At 73.8% G+C, this 17,808-nt stretch carries 20 protein-coding genes; 11 read left to right on the top strand and 9 right to left on the bottom strand.

The window, feature by feature from the left end:
• Positions 1-38 precede the first annotated feature (38 nt).
• Positions 39-410, bottom strand: a complete 372-nt coding sequence (locus ACFY2A_RS03695) for a DUF6401 family natural product biosynthesis protein (protein WP_363918934.1) — start codon at positions 408-410, stop codon at positions 39-41.
• 159 nt (positions 411-569) lie between these two features.
• On the opposite strand from ACFY2A_RS03695, the gene ACFY2A_RS03690 reads away from it, so the two are divergent.
• Positions 570-1,016 (top strand): hypothetical protein, encoded by a 447-nt coding sequence (locus ACFY2A_RS03690; protein ID WP_387167957.1) that lies wholly within the window; start codon positions 570-572, stop codon positions 1,014-1,016.
• A 73-nt stretch (positions 1,017-1,089) separates the two neighbouring features.
• Here ACFY2A_RS03690 and ACFY2A_RS03685 read toward each other — a convergent pair whose 3' ends face one another.
• The 5 genes from ACFY2A_RS03685 to ACFY2A_RS03665 all read right to left on the bottom strand — a co-directional run bounded on the left by ACFY2A_RS03685 (position 1,090) and on the right by ACFY2A_RS03665 (position 3,819).
• On the bottom strand, positions 1,090-1,299 hold the full coding sequence (locus tag ACFY2A_RS03685; protein WP_363918930.1) for a hypothetical protein: 210 nt from the start codon (positions 1,297-1,299) through the stop codon (positions 1,090-1,092).
• A 170-nt stretch (positions 1,300-1,469) separates the two neighbouring features.
• Positions 1,470-1,727, bottom strand: coding sequence for a hypothetical protein (locus ACFY2A_RS03680; RefSeq protein ID WP_099846597.1), 258 nt, complete (start codon positions 1,725-1,727; stop codon positions 1,470-1,472).
• 141 nt (positions 1,728-1,868) lie between these two features.
• The gene (locus tag ACFY2A_RS03675) at positions 1,869-2,330 is read right to left on the bottom strand and encodes an SRPBCC family protein (RefSeq protein ID WP_363918928.1); all 462 of its coding nucleotides are present in this window, start codon (positions 2,328-2,330) and stop codon (positions 1,869-1,871) included.
• A 49-nt stretch (positions 2,331-2,379) separates the two neighbouring features.
• Positions 2,380-2,796, bottom strand: coding sequence for a DUF2795 domain-containing protein (locus ACFY2A_RS03670; protein WP_363918926.1), 417 nt, complete (start codon positions 2,794-2,796; stop codon positions 2,380-2,382).
• A gap of 45 nt (positions 2,797-2,841) precedes the next feature.
• Positions 2,842-3,819: a YihY/virulence factor BrkB family protein gene (locus ACFY2A_RS03665; RefSeq protein ID WP_363918924.1), complete on the bottom strand. Its 978-nt coding sequence runs from the start codon at positions 3,817-3,819 to the stop codon at positions 2,842-2,844.
• A gap of 140 nt (positions 3,820-3,959) precedes the next feature.
• Between ACFY2A_RS03665 and ACFY2A_RS03660 the strand changes: the two genes are divergently transcribed.
• Entirely contained in the window at positions 3,960-4,361 is a 402-nt protein-coding gene (locus ACFY2A_RS03660; RefSeq protein ID WP_363918922.1) for a ChaB family protein, read from the top strand.
• A 121-nt stretch (positions 4,362-4,482) separates the two neighbouring features.
• Here the strand turns inward: ACFY2A_RS03660 and ACFY2A_RS03655 are convergent, their stop codons facing one another.
• Complete coding sequence (locus ACFY2A_RS03655; protein WP_363918920.1) at positions 4,483-5,916, bottom strand: aldehyde dehydrogenase family protein; 1,434 nt, start codon at positions 5,914-5,916, stop codon at positions 4,483-4,485.
• 69 nt (positions 5,917-5,985) lie between these two features.
• Between ACFY2A_RS03655 and ACFY2A_RS03650 the strand changes: the two genes are divergently transcribed.
• Entirely contained in the window at positions 5,986-7,599 is a 1,614-nt protein-coding gene (locus ACFY2A_RS03650; protein ID WP_387167952.1) for a phytoene desaturase family protein, read from the top strand.
• A gap of 16 nt (positions 7,600-7,615) precedes the next feature.
• Here the strand turns inward: ACFY2A_RS03650 and ACFY2A_RS03645 are convergent, their stop codons facing one another.
• Together ACFY2A_RS03645 and ACFY2A_RS03640 are read right to left on the bottom strand one after the other, a co-directional pair.
• On the bottom strand, positions 7,616-8,383 hold the full coding sequence (locus ACFY2A_RS03645) for a polyprenol monophosphomannose synthase (RefSeq protein ID WP_387167949.1): 768 nt from the start codon (positions 8,381-8,383) through the stop codon (positions 7,616-7,618).
• A gap of 93 nt (positions 8,384-8,476) precedes the next feature.
• Positions 8,477-8,914 carry an SRPBCC family protein gene (locus ACFY2A_RS03640; protein ID WP_387167946.1) on the bottom strand — a complete coding sequence of 146 codons (438 nt, stop codon included), beginning with the start codon at positions 8,912-8,914 and terminating at the stop codon, positions 8,477-8,479.
• A gap of 250 nt (positions 8,915-9,164) precedes the next feature.
• Between ACFY2A_RS03640 and ACFY2A_RS03635 the strand changes: the two genes are divergently transcribed.
• From ACFY2A_RS03635 to ACFY2A_RS03600, 8 genes are read left to right on the top strand one after another with little or no spacing between them, the layout of a single operon-like run.
• Complete coding sequence (locus ACFY2A_RS03635) at positions 9,165-10,868, top strand: HAD-IIIA family hydrolase (RefSeq protein ID WP_387168554.1); 1,704 nt, start codon at positions 9,165-9,167, stop codon at positions 10,866-10,868.
• On the top strand, positions 10,865-11,836 hold the full coding sequence (locus ACFY2A_RS03630) for a glycosyltransferase (RefSeq protein ID WP_387167943.1): 972 nt from the start codon (positions 10,865-10,867) through the stop codon (positions 11,834-11,836). Before ACFY2A_RS03635 ends, ACFY2A_RS03630 begins: the two co-directional genes overlap by 4 nt.
• Positions 11,827-13,044, top strand: a complete 1,218-nt coding sequence (locus ACFY2A_RS03625) for a glycosyltransferase (protein ID WP_363918912.1) — start codon at positions 11,827-11,829, stop codon at positions 13,042-13,044. Before ACFY2A_RS03630 ends, ACFY2A_RS03625 begins: the two co-directional genes overlap by 10 nt.
• Positions 13,044-13,697, top strand: a complete 654-nt coding sequence (locus ACFY2A_RS03620; protein ID WP_387167939.1) for an SIS domain-containing protein — start codon at positions 13,044-13,046, stop codon at positions 13,695-13,697. The genes ACFY2A_RS03625 and ACFY2A_RS03620 overlap by 1 nt, the downstream gene beginning before the upstream one ends.
• 10 nt (positions 13,698-13,707) lie before the next feature.
• Positions 13,708-15,138 carry a PfkB family carbohydrate kinase gene (locus tag ACFY2A_RS03615; protein WP_363918908.1) on the top strand — a complete coding sequence of 477 codons (1,431 nt, stop codon included), beginning with the start codon at positions 13,708-13,710 and terminating at the stop codon, positions 15,136-15,138.
• 55 nt (positions 15,139-15,193) lie between these two features.
• Positions 15,194-15,889, top strand: coding sequence for an SDR family oxidoreductase (locus tag ACFY2A_RS03610; protein WP_387167936.1), 696 nt, complete (start codon positions 15,194-15,196; stop codon positions 15,887-15,889).
• A complete protein-coding gene (locus ACFY2A_RS03605) occupies positions 15,886-16,839 on the top strand; it encodes a glycosyltransferase family 9 protein (protein ID WP_387167933.1) in 954 nt (317 codons plus the stop codon). Before ACFY2A_RS03610 ends, ACFY2A_RS03605 begins: the two co-directional genes overlap by 4 nt.
• Positions 16,823-17,806 (top strand): DNA topoisomerase IB, encoded by a 984-nt coding sequence (locus tag ACFY2A_RS03600; RefSeq protein WP_387167930.1) that lies wholly within the window; start codon positions 16,823-16,825, stop codon positions 17,804-17,806. Before ACFY2A_RS03605 ends, ACFY2A_RS03600 begins: the two co-directional genes overlap by 17 nt.
• Positions 17,807-17,808 lie beyond the last annotated feature (2 nt).

The following is a 17,808-nucleotide window of genomic DNA, read 5'->3' as shown; positions in this document are numbered from 1 at the left end:
GGACGGGTGTCCGCCGCATGGCGGGCACCCGTCCCACCTCACAACGGTGGTGGCTGCGGCGCCGGGGTGTCTAGCGCGGCCGTAAGCGCGCAGACCGCGAGCAGGCGCAGCAGTACCCAGTCCGCCTCCGCCCAGTCGATCGGGGTGGCCGGCTGCCAGCCGTACTCCTCGGCGGCGGCGCGCACACCGTCGGCGTAACCGGCGAGGGCTGCGGCGGTCAACGGCCGCCGGTCCCCGCGCAGGCTGTCACGCACCGCGGCGGCGTGCTGGTCCACGGCGGCGAGCAGCCCCGGCCGGGCGGAGGCGGCGGCGAGCCCGTCCAGCCCCACGGCGTTGGCGAGCGTGACCAGACTGGACCGGGTCCAGTCGACGGCGGTGGGGGAGACGACCCGGTTCGACGGCACGCGCATGGGGAACGAATGTAGCCAACCCGCAGCGTCGCGACCTCGGCCGCTCGGACGGTCCCGGTATCCGCGGCGGTGCCCGGCAGGTGTCCGAGGGGATCGAGTCGGGCGCGGCGGACGGCGGGTAAGCGGACGCTGCGGCACGACCGGCACCAGGAGGTACGGATGGACACCACCGACGGGCCCGACGAGCAGCACCGGCGTCCGGCCGGAGTGAGCGACGACACGGTGGCCGCCCTCGGCAAGCTCAGCGAGGCCCTGGAGTGCGTGGAACGCGCCCGTGGCCATCTCTACTCGCTGCACCAGCTCATCGGGCACGCCGACCTGATGCTCGACGACGCGGTACGGATGTTCCGCGACGCCGGGCACCCCGGGATCGCCGACCGGATCGCCGACGAACTGGTGGGCCGCAACGTCATCGCCGGTCGGTGGACGTTCCAGATCGTCGAGGACTTCGACGACGGATACCACGCGGTGTTCCGCGACCTGGACCGGTCGGCACGTGACCAACTGGTCGGTGGCCGACGGCACCTCTACGAGGCGGAGATGAAGGAACGCCGCCGGACACACGGGCGTTCGGGCCACGAGGCGCGCCCGGTTGGCGAACCATGAGCCCTCGGCCCGGCCGAGGCGCGCGGCCGGCGAAGTGTGCCGCCTCGACCCGGCCGGTGACCTCGGGCAGCCCCTACTCGGAAGGCGCGTCCGCCGGGCGGCGCCGCGCGGCGTCGTCGGCGATGATCACGGTCGCCACCATCAGCGCGACGCAGAGGCTGAACAGCCACGAGCTGTCGTCGACCAGCCTGGCGGAGACGGGTGCCTGCACTGCGGCGAGGAGGAAGCCGAGCCATGCCAGGCGACGCTGACGCGTGGAGAGGAAGCCGGAGCCCTGATGCATTCCGAAAGTCTTGCGCGCGACGCGGCCATTGCCGTCAGCCGAACGGCCGATTCTGCCTGAGCTGTCCGAATTCGCCGTCCGTTCGGCTGACCTGTTTCCGCTGCCGGCTGTCGCGCTCCGGGTACCTCACGGACCGCTGCCGCGGCCCGGAACGCGTACCCGTGGTGGTGTCAGAGAGTGTCCGGGCCGGTGCGCCCGGTGGTGGAGGGGCGGTAGGCGCGGTCCGGATCGGTGGGTTCGCGGCCGGTACCGGGCACCTCGCCACCCCGGTCGGCCGCCTCGGGGCCGTGCCCGAAGGCGGCTTCTTCTCCGGCGTCGTTGCCGGTCACGTCGTCGGCCTGCCCGTCGAGCGTGGACCGGGCGACGGCCCGGTCCAGTTCCTCCAGCGGGAGTCGTTCCTCGTTGCGCCACGCCCTGTCGTCGGTCATGCCATCGCGGTACCCCCGCGCCGTCGTCGCAAACGGCACCCCCGGGCCGGGCGTGATCGTTCGGCGGTAGGGCACCGGATCCGGTGCACGCGGCGACGGCCGCCGGGGACACCCGGCGGCCGTCGACGGTCTCATCCGGGATCAGGGCTGCGGACGGTCGACCTGCCCGCGCCACGCACCGGTCTCCTGACCGCGCCGCTCGATGAACGTCTTGAACCGTTGCAGGTCGCCCTTGGCCCGGCGGTCGACCACGCCGAGCTTGTCGCCGGCCTGCTCGATGACGCCGTGCGGGTCGAACTCCAACTGGAGGCTGACCCGGCTGCTGTTCTCGTCCAGTCGGTGGAAGGTGACCACCCCGGAGTGCTGGGTGCCGCCGGTCGACCGCCACGCCACCCGCTCGTCGGGCAGCTGCTCGGTGATCTCAGCGTCGAACTCCCGCTTGACCCCGGCGATCTCGACGGTCCAGTGGGTCATCGTGTCGGAGACCTGGCGAATCTCCTGCACGCCCTCCATGAACTGCGGAAACTCCTCGAACTGGGTCCACTGGTCGTACGCCGTCCGCACCGGGACGGCCACGTCGACATGCTCAATTACGCCACTCATCAGCATCCTTCCCTGCGCTTGGTGAGGCTTGCGGACCGGTCGGGTCCACCTACCAGCGCGTTGTCTCGTTGGTGTGGCCGAGCGCCGCCCACACCTCGGACACCGTCTGGTACCGGGTGCTCTCGGGCAGGCGCTCCAACGCGGCCAGTACGTCGTCGGGGGCCTCGTTCTCGCGCGCGTTGGCGAGCAGTGCGGCCCGGTCCCCGGGCAGGGCGCTCATCGTGATGAACCGCCCCAACCGGCTGCGGGCCTCGACGTCCTCGGAGGTCATGCCCTGGGGAGCGCCGCTGCGCAGGTCGCCGGCCGGCGCCGTGGTCGGCTCCGGCTGGTCCTCTCCCGCGGGCTCCGGGACGCGGAACTCGTCGACCCGTGAGCCGCCGGTCCCCGGCCCCTGCACGAGGCCGCTGACCTCCTGGCTCATCTGCTCGTCGACCCTCGGTGAGTGCTTGCTGCTGCCGCGATCCATGTCTTCTGCGCTACCCGGCGGGACGGGTGGTAAACCGGTGAGCGGTCACGCACCGGCCGGCGACCGCGGCGGCAGCACCGGCTCGTCGGCGTCCTCCCGGCCGGACTGGAGCCGCCGTCCCCGCTGGAGTTCGGCGTTGATCTGAACACCGAGCATCAGCGCGGAGTTGGACAGGTAGAGCCAGACCAGGAACGCGATCACCGCTCCGAGGCTGCCGTACGTGGTGTTGTACGAGCCGAAGTTCGCCACGTACAACCCGAAGCCGAAGGAGCCGAGCGCCCAGGTGGTCAGGGCCACCACCCCGCCGGGGGTGAGCCAGCGGAAGCGTGGCTGACGCACGTTCGGGGCGACCCAGAACAGCAGGGACATCAACAGCATCGCGATCAACGCAAGCGCCGGCCACTTGGCCACCGCCCACGCGGTGCGGGCCGCACCGCCGGCCCCCACCAGGTCACCGACCGCGTCGGCGACCGGGCCGCTGACGATCAGACCGGCGGCCACGGTGGCGAGCAGCACCAGCGACAGGGCAGCCAGTCCGATCTGCGTCGGGCGCAGCTTCCACACCGGCCGTCCCTCGACCACGCCGTAGATCGCGTTCGAGGCCCGGGTGAACGAGGCGATGAAGTTCGAGGCCGACCAGAGCGCGCCGAGCAGACCGAAGCTGAGCAGCACCCCGGCGGAGCTGTTCTGGTCCACCACCTCGCGGACCACGCCGACGAAACTCTCGTTCGCCACCACGGAGCCGGCACCGACGTCGCGGGCCAGATCGAGCACCGTGTCGACGGTGCGTTCACCGTCGGAGACCAGACCGACCAGGGCCACCACCACGACGGTGGAGGGGAACAGCGCCAGCACCCCGTAGTAGGTGAGCGCGGCGGCCCAGTCCGTGCAGTTGTCCCGCAGGTAGTTGCGTCCGGCGCGGACCAGCACGCCACGCCAGGTCTGCCAGCGGAGCTGGCGGATCCCGGGTAGCCCCGGCACCGGCGGATCGGTCGACGGGGCGTCGGGGTTCGTCGTCGTCATAGCCGCTCCCTGGGCACTGCGGGCACCGTAGCTGGCCCCGCCGGTACCCGGCGTGGTCGAGCGGCAAACGCCGCCGACGTTTGCCGCCGCACCGCCCGGGTACACCAATCCGAATCGCTCGCACACGGAGGAGGATCGAGATGCCCGGGCGCGAGGTACTGCCCAGCACGCTGCGGCGCTCCCCGGAGAAGGCCCAGCGCACCTGGGAGAAGACACACGATTCCGCGGTCGAGACCTACGGCGAGGGCGAGCGGGCGCACCGCACCGCGTTCGCCGCCGTCAAGCACGAGTTCGAGAAGGTCGGCGACCACTGGGAGCCGAAGGGCCGCAAGGGCCCCAGCGACCAGCAGGCCGCCGGCGGTGGCCCCGCCCGGCGGGCACCGACCGCCGGTGGGGTCGACGCGAACGCCCCCAAGGAACACCTCATGGGGGTGGCCCGCGAACTGGACGTGTCGGGGCGGTCGAGCATGACCAAGCCGGAACTGGTCAAGGCCATCCAGAAGGCCAACGACCGCCAGACCCGCAAGGCCCGCGGCCGCTGAGCCGACCGTTCGTCGACCCACACGGCCCGTGGCGGGCCGAGCCCGCCGTTCGTCGACAGGGGCCCGACCGGCGTACGCGCCGGGCCGGGCCCCTGCGGCACGCCCGGTCCGAGCCGCCGGTTCACCAGTGGCCGCCGCCGGGTGCCTGAATGTGTACCGCCTTGGTGGCGGTGAACTCGTCGAGCAGCTCCGGTCCGTAACCGAAGCCCTGACCACTGCCCCGGCGGGGGTGCGCGGCACCGGCCGGCGCGCCGCCGAAGACCGCGTTCACCTTCACGGTGCCCACCGGCAGCTCCCGCCAGGCCCGCTGGGCGTGGCTCATCGACCCGGTCAGCACGGTCGCCGCCAACCCGTACGGTGAGTCGGCCGCGCATCGCAGCGCCTCGGAGAACGAGTCGACCACCACCACGGCGGCGACCGGGCCGAACGTCTCCTCGCGGATCAACGCCAGGTCGTGCCGGCAGCGGTCGACCACGGTCGCCGGGTAGAAGGCACCCGGCCCCTCCGGCAGGGTGCCGCCGACGCGCAGCCGGGCGCCGTCCGCCATCGCCGCGATCACCTGCCCGTGGACCTGATCGCGATGGCGCCGGTCGACCAGTGGGCCGAGCTGGGTGTCCGGGTCGCGCCCCGGTCCGACCCGCAGTGCGGCGGCCCGCTCGACCAGCGCGTCCACGAAGTCCTCGGCGACGTCGCGGTGGGCGTAGATCCGCTCCACCGCGACGCAGATCTGTCCGGCGTTGGCGAAGGCGCCCAGGGCGGCCTCACCGGCGGCCCAGTTCGGGTCGACGTCGGCGTCGACGATCAGCGGGTCGCTGCCACCGTTCTCCAGCAGCACCTTGGCGCCGGTGCCGGCCGCGGCCGTGGCGATCGCCCGGCCGGTGGCGCTGGACCCCACGTGGGCGACCATGTCCACCTCGGCGGCGGCCAACGCCGCGCCGGTCGTCGGGCCGCCGCTGAGCAGCGACAGCACCCCGGCCGGCAGGGCGGTGTCGAATGCGCGGGCCAGCAGCCACCCCGTCGCGGGGGTGCGCTCGCTGGGCTTGTGCAGCACCACGTTCCCGGTGACCAGGGCCGCACCGAGCAGCCCGCACGACACGGCGACCGGGTCGTTCCACGGCGTGATGGCAGCCACCACGCCACGCGGCTGTGGCGTCATGAAGTCGATCGCGGCGGGATCGCCGTGCAGGGTACGGCCGCCCCGGGCCGGCGCGAGTTCGGCGTACTGCCGCAGGGTGGCGACGCCCGCCTCGACGCCGCCCCGGGCGTCCGCGAGAGGCTTGCCCATCTCGGCCGTCGTCGCCTGCGCCAGGTCGTCGGCGATCTCGCTGACCGCGTCGGCGATCCGGTGCAGCGCCGCGGCCCGCGCCGCCGGGGCCGTCGCGGCCCACTCGGACGCGACTCCCCGCGCCGCCGCCACCGCCTTGTCGACCTCGTCAGCGGTGGCGATCGGGGCGCTGGTCACCGGGCGGCCATCGGCCGGATCGTGCACCGTCAACTCGCCGGCCTCCCCGCCGGCACCCCAGACCCCACCGATGAGCTGCGTGACCGTGTACATGGCGCGCTGCATGCCCGGGCCCGGCCCCGGCAAACGTTTCGTCGGAACGACTCGGGGTAGCGTCCTCGGATGACTTCGCCAGGTTCCCTCGGTGCCGAGCGGGCCGACGCCGTCGTCGTCGGTGCCGGACACAACGGCCTGGTCGCCGCCAACCTGTTGGCCGACGCGGGTTGGGACGTGCTGGTGCTGGAGGCGACCGGGGTACCCGGCGGGGCGGTGCGCTCGGCCGAGGTGGCCGCGCCCGGCTACCTCAGTGACCTCTTCAGCTCGTTCTACCCGCTCGGCTACGCCTCGCCGGTGCTGCGCGGGCTCGGCCTGACCCGGTACGGGCTCTCCTGGCGGCACGCCCCCGACGTGCTGGCCCACCTGTTCCCCGACGACCGGGCCGCCGTGCTCAACCGCGACCCCACCGTCACGGCGGCGTCACTGGAGACCTTTGCCCCCGGTGACGGCGAGCGCTGGCTGACCGCGTACGAGCAGTGGCAGCAGGTCGCCGACCCGATGCTGGAGCTGATCACCACTCCGTTCCCGCCGGTACGCGGCGGCCTCGGCCTGCTGCGCCGGCTGCGGGTCGGCGGCTCGCTGCGGCTGGCCCGGCGGCTGGTGCTGCCGGCGAGCCGGCTCGGTGAGGAACTGTTCACCGGTGCCGGCGGGCCGGCGTTGCTCGCCGGTTGCGCCCTGCACACCGACCTGTCCACCGAGGAGGCCGGCTCCGGCGTCTACGGGTGGCTGCTCGCCATGCTCGGCCAGCAGGTCGGCTGGCCGGTGCCGGAGGGCGGCGCGCAGAAGATCACCGACGCGCTGGTGGCCCGGTTGGCCGAGCGGGGCGGCCGGATTCTGTACGGCGCCCGGGTGGACCGGATCCTGGTCGCCCGGGGCCGGGCGGTGGGGGTACGCACCGTCGGCGGTACCAACTGGCGGGCCCGTCGGGCGGTGCTCGCCGACGTGCCCGCGCCCGCGCTGTACCTGGATCTGGTCGGCCCGGCCGTGCTGCCCCCGCGACTGGTGGCCGACCTGGAACACTTCCGCTGGGACGGGTCCACGCTGAAGGTGGACTGGGCGCTGTCCGCCCCGATGCCCTGGACGAACCGCCGCGTGTCCACCGTCGGCACGGTGCACCTGGGAGCGGATCTCAACGGGCTTACCGGTTACGCCGCCACGCTGGCCCTGGGCGAGCTGCCGCCGGACCCGTTCCTGCTGGTGGGGCAGATGTCGGTGGCTGACCCGAGCCACTCGCCGCCGGGCACCGAGTCGCTCTGGTCGTACACCCACCTGCCGTTTCGCCGGCACTGGCGGGCCGACGACATCATGGCCCACGTCGAGCGGATGGAGACGGTGCTGGAAGCCGCCGCCCCCGGGTTCCGCAGTCTGGTCGTGGGCCGGCACGTGGCCGGCCCGGCCGAGCTGGAGGAGGCGAACCCGAGCCTGGTCGGCGGCGCGCTGGGCGGCGGCACCGCTGCCCCCTACCAGCAGCTCTTCCTGCGGCCGGTACCCGGACTCGGCCGCGCCGACACCCCGGTGGACCGGCTCTTCCTGGCCAGCTCGTCGGCACACCCCGGCGGCGGGGTGCACGGCGCACCCGGCGCGAACGCCGCCCGTGCGGCGCTGGCTCGCGACCGGGCCCTCACCGGTGGGTTGTACCAACGGGCGATCGCCAGCGCGCACCGGGCCGTCTACGCGTGACCGCCGGGCCGACCGGTCAGGGCTCGATGTTGCGGTGCCGGGTACGGAGCTTGAACGGCATGAGGGCGCTTTCGATCTTGGTGGCGGTGGTCATCTTCGAGGCACCGTCCCGCCGCTCCTCGAACCGGATCGGCACCTCCAGGATGGTGTGCCCCAACTTGGTGGCCAGGTAGTGCATCTCGACCTGGAAGCTGTAGCCGTTGGACTGCACCCGCTCCAGCCCGATGTCGCGCAGCGCGTCGGCCCGCCAGATCTTGAAACCGGCGGTGAGGTCGCGGATGCGTACCCGCAGCAGCGTGTGCACGTACAGGTTCGCCCAGCCACTGAGCGCCCGACGGTACAGCGGCCAGTTCTCGTCCAGCTCGCCGCCGGGCACGTAGCGTGAGCCGATGACCACACCGGCCTGAGTGGACAGCAGTGTGCCGAGCATGCCCGGCAACGCCTCCGGCGGGTGGGACAGGTCGGCGTCCATCTGGGCCACGTACTCGGCGCCGCCGTCGAGGGCCCGGCTGATCCCGTCCACGTACGCCCGGCCCAGACCCTCCTTGCCCGGCCGGTGCACGACCTGCACCCGTTCCGGATGCTCTATGGCGAGCTTGTCCGCGACCTCACCGGTGCCGTCGGGGGAGTTGTCGTCGGCGACCAGCACCTTCAGGCCGGGTAGGGGCAGCGCGAGGAGACGCTCGACCAGCGTCGGCAGGTTGCCCGCCTCGTTGTAGGTCGGGACCACGACGGTCAGGCGCACGTCCCGCCACGGCGAGGGCAACTGGACGGGTTCGATCATGGGGGACATCCTCGGTCTGCGGACAGGGTTCCCCGTGAGCGTAGCCACTTGTTCCTTCCGGGGTGAAATGGCTCCCCGTCGCCGTGCCCGCGATCAGTCCGGTGTCTTCTGCCGGCGGGCGATGTCGGAGAGCCGGTCCAAGGTCTCCTCGTTGCGCAGATGCAGCACCAGATCGTTGATTTTGGTGCGGATCCAACGCAGCGGTCCGGCAGCGAAGTCCTCGGCGAGCAGCACCCGGGTCGCGTCCGTGCCGACGGGTTCCAGGGTGAAGACCACCACCGCCTCCCCGGCCGGCCAGAGTTGCACCCGGAGCACGAGTTTTCGACCCGGCTCGCAGGCCAGCACCGTCGAACAGTCCTCCAGGGAGAACGGCCAGGGACCGGCTCGGTGGTACAGCCGGGTGCCCACCCGGGGCCAGTCCTGGTCCACGTTGCGCATGTGGGCGGTGCCCACCACCCAGTCGCTGTAGGTCCATCCGTCCGCGAGCACCGCCCACACCTGCCCGGCCGGTGCCTCGATCAATTTCTCCACGACCGCCACCGCCCCTCGGTACCCGGCCCGTGGCCTCGGCTAACGAGGCGGCCGGGTTAGCTTCTCGGGGACCGCGGGTAAGGCCAACCGCGGGCGGCCGTGCGGGTGCCGCCGGTGCGCGGTGTCCTCAGCCGCGTCGCGGGTGACGTTTACTCACCGGGGCGCAGGGAACCCGCCGCCCGTGCGACAGGACCATGGGGAGCCGGATCAGCGCAGGCCAGCAGGAGTGCTGGCCGAATCCGACCGGACCATGTCCCGCCCGGTCCTGTTCGACGCGGTCCTGCTGGACCGGGACGGCACCCTGGTCGAGGACGTGCCGTACAACTCGGATCCGGACAAGGTGCGCCCGATGCCGGGTGCCCGCCCGGCGTTGGACCGGCTGCGGGCGGCCGGACTGAAGCTCGCCGTGGTGACCAATCAGTCCGGGTTGGCTCGGGGGCTGTTCACCGAACGACAGTTGCACCGGGTTCACCGCCGGATCGAGGCACTGCTCGGCCCGTTCGACTCCTGGCAGGTGTGTCCCCACGACGACGGGGACGGCTGCGCGTGTCGCAAGCCGAGGCCGGGCCTGGTGCACGCCGCAGCTCGGGCGCTGGGCACCGTACCTACCCGCTGCGCCCTGGTCGGTGACATCGGCCGCGACGTCACGGCGGCGCTGGCCGCCGGTGCGGCCGGCATCCTGGTCCCGACGCCGGTGACCCGCGCCGAGGAGGTGGCGGCGGCTCCGTGGGTGGCCGCCGACCTGCCCTCGGCCGTCGCGGAGATCCTGCGGCGTCAGGCCGCACTGGGCCCGGCGAAGCCGATGTCGGGGGCCGGGAACCGTTCCGAAGTCAGGGGTGCCCGGCGAGCCGGCGCGGGACGCACCGGCAGCGGTCGCACCGTTCTGGTGGTGCGGTCGGACTCGGCTGGTGACGTGCTGGTGACCGGACCGGGCATCCGGGCGGTCGCCGCCGGGGCCGAGCGGGTGGTGCTGCTCTGCGGGCCCCGCGGGCGGGCCGCCGCCGACCTGCTGCCCGGGGTCGACGAGGTGATCGAGCACCGGCTGCCCTGGATCGACCCGGCCCCCGCGTCGGTGGATCCGCCGGAGCTGGCCACCCTGGTCAGCCGGCTGGCGGCGGTGGCCGCCGACGAGGCGGTCATCTTCACCTCGTTCCACCAGTCGCCGCTGCCCTTGGCGCTACTGCTGCGGATGGCCGGCGTCGCCCGGATCGCGGCGATCAGCGACGACTACCCGGGCAGCCTGCTGGACGTGCGGCACCGGGTGCCGGTTGGCGTGCCGGAGGCCGAACGGGCCCTCTCCCTGGCCGCCGCCGCCGGTTACGCGCTCGGCGAGGGCGACGAACCGCACCTGCGACTGCGCCCGGTCCCACCGCCACCGCCAGCGGCCGGCGAACCGGGTTACGTGGTGCTGCATCCCGGCTCGGCGGCACCGGCCCGGGGTTGCCCGCCCGAGTTGGCGGAGCGGATCGCCGACGAGCTGAGCGCCGCCGGGTACCGGGTGGTGGTCACCGGCGGTCCCCACGAGCGGGACCTCACCGAGCGGATCGCCGGACGGCACGGCCGGGATCTCGGTGGCCGCACCGGCCTGGCCGAGTTGGCCGGGATCGTGGCCGCGGCCGGCGCGGTGGTGGTCGGCAACACCGGTCCGGCGCACCTGGCCGCCGCGTACGGCGTGCCGGTGGTCAGCCTCTTCGCCCCCACCGTCCCCTTCGGGCAGTGGGGGCCGTGGCGGGTGCCGACGGTACGCCTCGGCGACGCCAGCGCCGCCTGCCGCGACACCCGGGCCGCACGGTGTCCGGTGCCCGGGCATCCCTGCCTGAGCGACATCGAGCCAGGTGCCGTCCTCGACGCGCTGCGACTGCTGGGTGTGGCGCCGGACCGGGTGGCCACCGGTCCGGCCGGGCCCACGACGGCACCCGAGGTGGCCACCGTCGGCGGTGGGGGCGGCCGATGAACATCCTGCTCTGGCACGTGCACGGTTCCTGGACCACCTCGTTCGTGCACGGCAAGCACCGCTACCTGATCCCGGCCACCCCGGACCGGGGGCCGTACGGGCTGGGCCGCGCCCGGACGTACACCTGGCCGGAAAGCGCCGCGGAGGTGAGCCCGGAACAGTTGCGCACCGCGGACGTCGACCTGGTGATCCTGCAACGCCCCGAGGAACTCGACCTGGCCGAGCAGTGGCTCGGTCGCCGGCCCGGCCGGGACCTGCCGGCGATCTACGTGGAGCACAACACGCCGAAGGACGGCCAGGTCCCCAACAGCCGCCACCCGATGGCCGACCGGGACGACCTGCTCATCGCCCACGTGACCGCGTTCAACGAGCTGTTCTGGGACACCGGTACCACCCGCACCACTGTCGTCGACCACGGCATCGTGGCACCGACGGCGGCCTGGACCGGCGAACTGGACCGGCTGGCCGTGGTGATCAACGAGCCGGTACGCCGGTGGCGGGTCACCGGCACCGACCTGCTGCCCCGGTTCGCCGAGATCGCCCCGCTGGACGTCTTCGGCATGAAGGTGGCCGGGCTGGCCGAGCACCTCGGTCTGCCGGCTGACCGGTTGAAAAGCCACGACGACGTGCCGCAGCACCGGATGCACGCCGAGTTGGCGCGCCGCCGGGCGTACCTGCACCTGTGCCGGTGGACGTCGCTGGGGCTGAGCCTGATCGAGGCGATGGCCATGGGCATGCCGGTGGTGGCGCTGGCCACCACCGAAGCGGTGATGGCGGTGCCACCGGGTGCCGGTGCCCTTTCCACCCGGGTCGACACCCTGCTGGAGGCCGCCGACCGCTTCGTCGCCGAACCGCAGCGGGCGCGCGCGGCCGGCGCCGAGGCTCGCGCCGCCGCTCGTGAACGTTACGGCCTCGACCGTTTCCTCACCGACTGGGACCGGCTGCTGGAGGAGGAAGTATGCGGATAGCGATGATCTCGGAGCACGCCAGCCCGCTCGCCATCCTGGGCGGCGAGGACGCCGGTGGCCAGAACACGCACGTCGCGGAACTCTCCGCCGCGCTCGCCGCCGCCGGGCACGACGTACGGGTCTACACCCGCCGCGACGCGGTGGACCTACCGGTGACCGTACGCAGCCCGGACGGCTACGACGTGGTGCACGTGCCGGCGGGGCCGGCCGAGCCGGTGGCGAAGGACGCCCTGCTGCCGCACATGCGCCCGTTCGGCGCCTGGCTGATCGACAGGTGGCGGGGCGGGGACTGGGCCCCCGAGGTGATCCACGCCCACTTCTGGATGAGTGGGCTCGCCGCGCTGGAGGCCGGCCGGCAGACCGGGGTGCCGGTGGTGCAGACCTACCACGCCCTTGGCACGGTGAAGCGTCGTTACCAGGGTGTGCAGGACACCAGCCCGGCCCGGCGGATCGGCTACGAACGCCAACTGGGTCGTTCGGTCGACCGGGTGATCGCCCAGTGCCGCGACGAGGTCGGTGAGCTGGTCCGGATGGGGGTCCCACGCACGGCGATGACGGTGATCCCGTCCGGTGTCAACCTCGCCACCTTCGCCCCGCTGGGGCCGGCCACCGAGCGGGAGCCCGGGCGACCCCGGATCCTCACCGTCGGCCGGTTGGTGGAACGCAAGGGCTTCCAGACGGTGGTACGGGCGATGGCGCACGTCCCCGAGGCCGAGTGCGTCGTGGTCGGTGGTCCGCCGGCCGGCCTGCTGGAGAGCGACCCGTACGCCCGGCGGCTGCGGGCGCTCGCCGGCAGTTGCGGTGTCGCCGACCGGGTTCGCCTGGTCGGTGCGGTGCCTCGGGAGGAGATGGGCCGCTGGTACCGCTCGGCGGACATCCTGGTCGCCGCGCCCTGGTACGAACCGTTCGGGCTGACCCCGCTGGAGGCGATGGCGTGCGGGGTGCCGGTGGTGGCCACCGCCGTCGGCGGCCTGCGTGACACGGTGGTCGACGGCGTGACCGGGGACCTGGTGCCGGCGCGGGATCCGCGCGCGCTGGGGGAGGCGCTGCGTGCGCTGCTCGACGACCGGATCCGCCGGTTCGCGTACGCGGGCGCGGCGCGGGCCCGGGCCCGCCGCCACTACTCGTGGGCGGTCACCGCGCAGCGCCTCGCCGAGGTCTACGACGAGGTGGCCGCGGTGCACCGACCGACCCGGGTGGTGGCCTGATGAGCCTGCTCGACGCGCACCTGGCACACCTGACCGCGGCGTTGCCACCGTTCCGGCGCTGCGAGCCGCTGCTCAACCGGTGGGGCGCGGCGCTGGCCCGGCGGCTCACCGACGGCGGTCGGCTGCTCGTCGCCGGCAACGGTGGCAGCGCCGCCGAGGCGCAACACCTGACCGCCGAACTGGTCGGCAAGCTCCGCGACGACCGTCAGCCGCTGTCCGCCATCGCGCTGCACGCCGAGACGTCGGCGTTGACCGCGATTGGCAACGACTACGGCTACGAGGAGGTGTTCGCCCGGCAGGTCCGCGCGCACGGCCGACCCGACGACGTGCTGCTGTTGCTGTCCACCAGCGGCGGCAGCGGCAACCTGCTCGCGGCCGCGCGGGCCGGTCGGGAGGCGGGACTGCGCTGCTGGGCGTTCACCGGGCCGGTGCCGAACCCGCTCGCTGAGGCGTGTCACGAGGTGCTCGCCGTGGACTCGCCGGACACCCAGGTGGTCCAGGAGTTGCATCTGGTCTCCAGCCACCTGCTCTGCGAGTACGTCGAGCAGGCGATGGCGGATCAGCTGACACCGGTGGCGCCGGCGGCCGGTGCGGTGCGGGCCGGTGTCGAGGTGGTGCTGGACGGCGGTGCCGCCCGGCCGGTGCAGGCGTGAGGAGGCAAGCGTGACGGGACCCGTGGTGGTGGTCGGCGACACCCTGCTCGACCGGGACGTCGAGGGTGTGGTCAACCGGCTGTGTCCGGACTCGCCGGTGCCCGTGCTCGACGAGATCGCGCACGTGGATCGGCCCGGCGGCGCCGGGCTCTCCGCCGTCTTCGCCGCCGCACAGGGTGCCGAGGTGGTGCTGGTGACCGCCCTGGCCGACGATGCCGGTGGGGCCCGGCTGAGCGTGCTGCTCGCCGCCGCCGGCGTGCAGGTGTATCCGCTGCGGCTGGCCGGTGCGACCCCGGAGAAGATCCGGTTGCGGTCCGGCGGCCGGGTGCTGCTGCGCCATGACCGGGGCGGCGGGGTGGGGGAGTTGGGGGAGCCGGGCGAGGCGGTGCTGCGCGTCCTGGACCGGGCATCGGTGGTGCTGGTCAGCGACTACGGCCGCGCGGTGGCGCGGCAGCCGGCGCTGCGGGCGGCCCTGGCTTCGATCCGCGCCCCGCTGGTGTGGGATCCCCACCCCCGTGGTCCCGCCGCGGTACCCGGAGCGAACCTGGTCACCCCGAACGAGGCGGAGGTGCGGGAGCTGATGGAGGCACCCGTCGGCGCCACCCGGCTGGCCACCGCCGCCGAGGGGGCGCAGCGGCTGCGACAGCGGTGGCGCGCGGGGGCGGTCGCGGTGACCCTCGGTGCCGACGGCGCGCTGCTCAGCCACGCCGGGTCGACGCCGCTGATGGTCCCCGCTCCGGTGGCCGCCGAGGGGGACACCTGCGGCGCGGGCGACCGTTTCGCCGTCGCCGCCGGCCTCGCCCTGGCCCGTGGCGCGCTGGTCTCCGAGGCGGTGCAGGAGGCGGTGGCGGAGGCCTCGGCGTACGTGGCGGACGGTGGTGTGGCGACGGCGCTGCCGGCACCGGTGCGGCGTGCCCCGCAGGCGGTGCACGCCGCGGTGGCCGGCGATCGGGTCGGGGTGGCCGCGTCCGCCGCCGCGGTCGCCCGGGTCCGCGCCGCCGGAGGCACGGTCGTCGCCACCGGCGGCTGTTTCGACCTGCTGCACGCCGGCCACGTGGCGACGTTGCAGGCCGCCCGGCAGCTCGGCGACTGCCTGATCGTGTGCCTGAACTCCGACGCCAGCATCACCGGCCTCAAGGGGCCGGACCGGCCGGTGATGCGCCAGGACGACCGAAGTCGCCTGTTGGCCGCGTTGAGTTGCGTCGACGCGGTAATGATCTTCGACGAGCCGACGCCGGAGGCGGCGCTGTCCTGGCTGCGCCCGGACGTCTGGGTCAAGGGCGGCGACTACGCCTCCGGCGGCGGTGACGGTGACGGCCTGCCGGAGGCGGAGCTGCTGCGTCGGTGGGGCGGTCACACGGTGGTGGTGCCCTACCTGGACGGGCGCTCCACCACCGAGCTGATCGCCGCGACGGTCACCCGGACGGAGACCGTCCGGTGAGCGTGAGGAGTGAGCCGGTGTTGCGAGCCCCGCAGTCGCGAACGAGGTTTTTCCGGTGAGCGCGTCGGGTACCGGGCGGACGGTGCTGGTCACCGGCGGCTCCAGCGGACTGGGCGCGGCCGTGGTGGCGGCGGTGGCCGCCGCCGGTGGTCGGCCTCTGGTGCTGGATCGGCGGGCGCCGGCCGACGGGGTGCCCTGGGTGGAGTGCGACCTGGCCGACACCCGCAGCGCCGAGGCGGCCACCCGCGAGTTGGTCGAACGCGTGGGCGGGCTGGACGCCGTGGTCACCGCCGCCGGCATCGACGTGCCCGGTCGGCTCGCCGACGTGCCCGGCGAGACCTGGGACCGGATCATCGCCGTCGACCTGCTGGCGACCGCCGCGGTGGTCCGGGCCGCGCTGCCGTTCCTGACGGCGTCCAGGGGCACCGTCGTGACGGTGGCCTCGACCCTCGGCGTCAAGGCGGTCAGCGACGCGACGGCGTACTGCGCGGCGAAGTTCGGGGTGGTCGGCTTCACCCGGGCGCTCGCCGCCGAACTGGCCGGCACGGTCGGCGTCACGCTGCTCATCCCGGGTGGGATGCGGACGGCCTTCTTCGACGAGCGCGACCCGCAGTACCGGCCGGGGGCGGACGCGATCCTCAACGATCCGGCCGACACCGCCGCCGCGGTCATGTTCGCCCTGTCCCAGCCGCCCGGCTGCGCGATCCGCGAGATGGTGGTCTGCGCCGATCAGGAGACGTCGTACCCATGATCCTGGCGCTGCGTGCCCTCGGCGTCGGTGACCTCGCCACGGCGGTCCCGGCGTTGCGGGCGTTGCGGGTGGCGTACCCGGACCAGCAGCTGGTGCTCGCCGCGCCGGCCTGGCTGGGGCCGCTGGTCGAGCTGGTCGGCGGGGTGGACCGGTTGCTGCCCACCGACGGCCTGACCCGGCTGGACCGGCCCGTCGGGCGGGTGGAGGTGGCGGTCAACCTGCACGGCCGGGGTCCGCAGTCGCACCGGCTGTTGGTCGGCCTTCGCCCGGGCCGGCTGTTCGCCTTCGCCAACGCCGAGGCACCGCACGTCGACGGACCGGCCTGGGACGACGACGAGCACGAGGTGGCGCGCTGGTGCCGGCTGCTGCGCGGGTACGGGATTCCGGCCGACCCGACCGACCTGGACCTGCGCCGACCGGGTCCAGAGCTGGCGGCAGGGGGGGTCACGGTGCTGCACCCCGGCTCGAAGGAGCCGGCCAAGCGTTGGCCGGCCGGCCGGTACGCGGCACTGGCCCGGGAGCTGACCGGGCGGGGGCACCGGGTGGTGTTGACCGGCAACGCGTCGGAGCGGACCGTGGTCGCCGGGATCGCGTACCAGGCGGGGTTGCCCGCCGCCGCGGTGCTGGCCGGTCGGACAGACCTGGCCCAACTCGCCGCGCTGATCGCCGGGGCGCGCCTGGTGGTCAGCGGGGACACCGGCGTGGCACACCTGGCCACCGGTTACCGCACCCCGTCGGTGGTGTTGTTCGGCCCGGTTCCGCCCGCCCGGTGGGGACCACCGCCGGAGCGCCGACGGCATCTGGCGCTCTGGGCCGGCGCGCGCGCATGGCCGGAGTGGGACGGGGTAGGTGACCATCCCACAATGGTCGCTCTCGGTGTGGACGAGGTGCTGGCCGCCGTCGACGAGGTGGAGCGGGCGGTGCGGGTGGACCGTGCGGTTGCGGCGTAGCGATCCGGGCCGGCCGGGGTACCGGCGACGCCGACGGGGCGGGGGCTGGTCGTTCCTGGGCCCGCGCGGCGAGCCGGTACGCGACCCCGATGAGTTGGCCCGGCTGCGTGCCCTGGTCATCCCGCCGGCCTGGCGGGACGTGTGGATCTCGCCCCACCCCAACGGGCACATCCAGGCCATCGGTGTCGACGCGGCCGGTCGTAAGCAGTACCTCTACCACCCGCTGTGGCGACAGCGGCAGGATGAGGCGAAGTTCGAGCACGTGCTGGAGGTCGCGGGCCGGCTGCCGCTGCTGCGCGAGCGGGTCGGTCACGACCTGGCGGTACGGGGGCTGCGCCGCGAGCGGGTGCTGGCGACGGTGACCCGGCTGCTGGACATGGGCACCTTCCGGGTCGGCAGCGATCAGTACGCGGCGGGTGAGGATCCGACGTTCGGGGTGGCGACCCTGCGCCCCGAGCACGCCCGGCTCCGCCGGGGTTGTGTGCTGTTCGAGTTCCCGGCCAAGGGCGGCATCGAGCAGGTACGGCTGATCTCCGACCCGCAGTTGTGCCGGGTACTGACCGACCTGCGTCGGCGTCGGCGGGCGGCCGACCGGTTGTTCGGTTACTGGGACGGCCGGCAGTGGCGGGACGTACGGGCCGACGAGGTCAACGACTACCTCCGCGAGGCCAGCGGCGGCGAGATGACCGCGAAGGATTTCCGTACCTGGCACGCGACGGTACGGGCGGCGACGGAACTGGCCGCGTTGGCCTCCGCCCGGTCGGTCACCGCTCGCCGTCGGGCGGTGGCGGCGGTGATGAGGCAGGTGGCGGAGTTGCTCGGCAACACACCGACGGTGGCCCGCGCCTCGTACGTGGACCCGAGGGTGGTGGATCTGTTCCACGACGGTGTGGTCGCCCCGGTGACCGAGGGGATCTCTCCGGAGCAGGCCGAGCAGGCGGTGCTGACCCTGCTCGCGCGGGCCTGACC

Source organism: Micromonospora sp. NPDC000442 (assembly GCF_042898635.1).
Classification (GTDB): Bacteria; Actinomycetota; Actinomycetes; order Mycobacteriales; family Micromonosporaceae; genus Micromonospora.
This window is presented reverse-complemented; position numbering and strand designations above follow the sequence as displayed.

Coding starts and splice junctions, on each gene's coding strand:
- ACFY2A_RS03695 (WP_363918934.1), bottom strand. CDS start 410: ATGCGCGTGCCGTCGAACCGGGTCGTCTCCCCCACCGCCGTCGACTGG.
- ACFY2A_RS03690 (WP_387167957.1), top strand. CDS start 570: ATGGACACCACCGACGGGCCCGACGAGCAGCACCGGCGTCCGGCCGGA.
- ACFY2A_RS03685 (WP_363918930.1), bottom strand. CDS start 1,299: ATGCATCAGGGCTCCGGCTTCCTCTCCACGCGTCAGCGTCGCCTGGCA.
- ACFY2A_RS03680 (WP_099846597.1), bottom strand. CDS start 1,727: ATGACCGACGACAGGGCGTGGCGCAACGAGGAACGACTCCCGCTGGAG.
- ACFY2A_RS03675 (WP_363918928.1), bottom strand. CDS start 2,330: ATGAGTGGCGTAATTGAGCATGTCGACGTGGCCGTCCCGGTGCGGACG.
- ACFY2A_RS03670 (WP_363918926.1), bottom strand. CDS start 2,796: ATGGATCGCGGCAGCAGCAAGCACTCACCGAGGGTCGACGAGCAGATG.
- ACFY2A_RS03665 (WP_363918924.1), bottom strand. CDS start 3,819: ATGACGACGACGAACCCCGACGCCCCGTCGACCGATCCGCCGGTGCCG.
- ACFY2A_RS03660 (WP_363918922.1), top strand. CDS start 3,960: ATGCCCGGGCGCGAGGTACTGCCCAGCACGCTGCGGCGCTCCCCGGAG.
- ACFY2A_RS03655 (WP_363918920.1), bottom strand. CDS start 5,916: ATGTACACGGTCACGCAGCTCATCGGTGGGGTCTGGGGTGCCGGCGGG.
- ACFY2A_RS03650 (WP_387167952.1), top strand. CDS start 5,986: ATGACTTCGCCAGGTTCCCTCGGTGCCGAGCGGGCCGACGCCGTCGTC.
- ACFY2A_RS03645 (WP_387167949.1), bottom strand. CDS start 8,383: ATGATCGAACCCGTCCAGTTGCCCTCGCCGTGGCGGGACGTGCGCCTG.
- ACFY2A_RS03635 (WP_387168554.1), top strand. CDS start 9,165: ATGTCCCGCCCGGTCCTGTTCGACGCGGTCCTGCTGGACCGGGACGGC.
- ACFY2A_RS03630 (WP_387167943.1), top strand. CDS start 10,865: ATGAACATCCTGCTCTGGCACGTGCACGGTTCCTGGACCACCTCGTTC.
- ACFY2A_RS03625 (WP_363918912.1), top strand. CDS start 11,827: ATGCGGATAGCGATGATCTCGGAGCACGCCAGCCCGCTCGCCATCCTG.
- ACFY2A_RS03620 (WP_387167939.1), top strand. CDS start 13,044: ATGAGCCTGCTCGACGCGCACCTGGCACACCTGACCGCGGCGTTGCCA.
- ACFY2A_RS03605 (WP_387167933.1), top strand. CDS start 15,886: ATGATCCTGGCGCTGCGTGCCCTCGGCGTCGGTGACCTCGCCACGGCG.